This is a genomic window from Candidatus Oleimmundimicrobium sp., assembly GCF_030651595.1.
Lineage (GTDB): Bacteria > Actinomycetota > Aquicultoria > UBA3085 > Oleimmundimicrobiaceae > JAUSCH01.
Window position 1 is genome coordinate 1 of sequence record NZ_JAUSCH010000022.1, and the last position, 2,763, is coordinate 2,763.

3 protein-coding genes are annotated in these 2,763 nt (G+C 33.9%); 1 reads left to right on the forward strand and 2 read right to left on the reverse strand.

The features are described from left to right. Positions 1-177: 177 nt before the first annotated feature. Complete coding sequence (locus Q7U95_RS01600; protein ID WP_308751529.1) at positions 178-1,161, reverse strand: beta-ketoacyl-ACP synthase III; 984 nt, start codon at positions 1,159-1,161, stop codon at positions 178-180. A gap of 275 nt (positions 1,162-1,436) precedes the next feature. On the opposite strand from Q7U95_RS01600, the gene Q7U95_RS01605 reads away from it, so the two are divergent. After that, complete coding sequence (locus tag Q7U95_RS01605) at positions 1,437-1,787, forward strand: helix-turn-helix domain-containing protein (protein ID WP_308751530.1); 351 nt, start codon at positions 1,437-1,439, stop codon at positions 1,785-1,787. Between the two features lie 29 nt (positions 1,788-1,816). On the opposite strand, the gene Q7U95_RS01610 is transcribed toward Q7U95_RS01605, so the two are convergent. Next, on the reverse strand, positions 1,817-2,695 hold the full coding sequence (locus Q7U95_RS01610) for a transposase (protein WP_308751531.1): 879 nt from the start codon (positions 2,693-2,695) through the stop codon (positions 1,817-1,819). Between the last annotated feature and the right edge of the window lie 68 nt (positions 2,696-2,763).

Here is a 2,763-nt window from a genome sequence, read left to right on the forward strand (position 1 = left end):
AAAATCAATACCGCATTTTCCTTTTTTTATATTTTCCCAAAAAGTTTTAACATTATTACCTATCGGAGTAATTGCTCCCATTCCGGTTATAACAACTCTATTTTTCAAATTCTTTACCCTCCTTGCATTACTATTCTGCTATTAATATTAATTGACTATGAACATTGCATTCGCGAGCTACATTGTCCAGTTTAATAATGCGGATCCCCAGGTTAATCCACCGCCAAAAGCAACCATTATAATTCGATCCCCTGGGCAAAATGTTTTTTCCTTATGAGCTTCATTTAGAGCAAGCGGGATACTGGCAGAAGAAGTATTTCCAAAATGGTCTAAATTAATAATGAATTTTTCTCGTTCAATCTTTAGTTTCCGGGCTACATAATCAATAATGCGAATATTAGCTTGATGGGGAATAATATAATCAATATCATCCATAGAAAGATTAGACTTATTTAGGACCTGGGAAATGCTTTTTATCATTATTCTGGTGGCAAATTGAAATATTTCTTTTCCATTCATAGATATAGTACTGGATCCTCCATTATTATTTTGAATATCCAAAAAAGGATTTTTTAAGGGAACTGCCGGAAGGGTAAGAAGTCCCTTCAAATCTCCCTGAGAACCAGTATAAGTACAAATAATACCCTCTTGGCTGGAACTCTTTAAAATTACTGCCCCGGCGCCATCTCCAAAAAGTACGCAAGTATTCCGATCAGACCAATCAGTGACCTTTGATAAAACTTCTGCTCCTATTACCAGAATTGTCTTGCTCTGTTTAGATTTAATAAATTGATCGGCTATCTGTAATCCATAGACAAAACCAGTACAGCCCGCTGTTACATCAAAGCTGGGGATATCATCTAACCCTAATTCTGCCTGAACGAGATTAGCAGTTGAAGGCATAAAAAAATCGGGGGTTATTGTAGCTAATATAATCATATCAATCTCTTCTTTTTCTATACCAGCATTTTCAATTGCTTCTTTTGCCGCTTTTGCGGCTATCTGATAGGTTTTTTCTCCGGAGGAGATTCTTCGTTCTTTTATACCTGTTCGAGAGGTAATCCACTCATCATTAGTCTCTACCATTTTTAAAAGCTCATCATTTTTTACAATTCTTGCGGGGACATAAACACCTGTGCTAATTATTTTTGAATAAACCATGTTACCTTCCTTAAATAATTCTTTATTTATAAAAAATAAAGTTTCTCATACCATAATAAATAGCTGATTTTATTTACTAACTGCTATTATGACCTATTATTAAAGGTAAGCATACACAATAATTCATTTTTTGTCAATGTTTTAGAAAGATTTTTGGGGTAAATATATAATAATTTGGATATAATGAAGGTTGTTCAGTTAAGAATGGGGGGGATAAAAAGTAGCCCTCTTTTTCCTTTTCAGCTACTATCGGGGCAATTAAAGATTCAAAGATTATGTTTATAAAGAAAGAGGGTCTAATCAACTGCTTAACTAATTGCCATAAGTTTATGGAAAATTTTTTAGAATTACTTTCTGATAAATTACTAATCTTAAATAAAAAGGTCAAGATGCTCTCCCTGGAAAGTATCAGACAAAAGATTGGAAATTTTCTAATGGAAGAATATACGAAACAAGGAAGTAATATTATAAAAGTATCCCTCTCCAGAAAAGAGATGGCCGAACATATGGGAATTCAGCGGCCTTCCTTGTCAAGAGAGCTAATTAAAATGAGGAAGGAGGGAATTATCGAATTCGATAAAAAAGTCATCATAATCAAGGATATGGGGGTTTTAAGTAAGTTTTAGCCATTTAAGTGTATGTCTGGGGTCAGGCTTCACAACTTCACATTTTTATCAATTTCTACACTCGATTTGACGATGAAATCATTTTCGGTATATCTTCTGCTTAATACATTGGTTACCGTTGAACTTCCGATTTCAAGCAAATCGGCTATCTCTTTGTTTGGTACATCTGTATACTTCTTAAGATTTTTAATATAGAGTTTTCTGATATCTGATATTCTTTTAGATTTTGTGTTCCCTTTTATTTTACCCATCTTTATTTCAGTGACTTCTTCGATGATTTTGATTAATGCATTCTTTGGCATTTTATGTCTTTCTATATTTTTAGCCACTTCTATTATTTCTTCTTCTTTGATCACTGATTTAACCTCTTTTGTTTCCATCTCATCCATAAAAATCAGGTATCTCTTGATGGCTTTGTTCTTATGGTGGGCAAATAAGCTTAGCGGAAAATTTATATCTGTAAGTCCCGGATTTCCTAAATACTCCTGGTGGCTGCTCCATTGGTAGTTGATACCACCGGCTAATTTTGAGCGGACCGGGTTCTGATGAATATATCGGATTAATGAAAGTAAATAGACATCTTTATCACATAAATAGGATTTATATCTTTGTTCAAATACATGACCAGTAGTTTTATTTTTCCGATTGTAATGCTGGGTAAAGACTTGTTGTATGCCTTGCATGATCTTTGATAAAGGAATATCGTCAACCTCTATTAACAGATGAGCGTGGTTATCCATGATGCAATAGGCATACAATTTAAAACGATATCTTTTCTTATATTTTGATGCTATTTTTTTATACTCTTCTTTATTTTCCCTGCTCTTAAATATATATGCGCGGTTATTGCCACGAACGATGACGTGGTAAAGTGCGCCCTGGTAATGGATTCTTGGTTTTCTGGCCATGCTTGTCACCCATCTTCATTCATTTTTTTTTCAGTATATCACTATTTTGTGAACTTGTGAAGCCTGAC

Coding starts and splice junctions, on each gene's coding strand:
- Q7U95_RS01605 (WP_308751530.1), top strand. CDS start 1,437: ATGTTTATAAAGAAAGAGGGTCTAATCAACTGCTTAACTAATTGCCAT.
- Q7U95_RS01600 (WP_308751529.1), bottom strand. CDS start 1,161: ATGGTTTATTCAAAAATAATTAGCACAGGTGTTTATGTCCCCGCAAGA.
- Q7U95_RS01610 (WP_308751531.1), bottom strand. CDS start 2,695: ATGGCCAGAAAACCAAGAATCCATTACCAGGGCGCACTTTACCACGTC.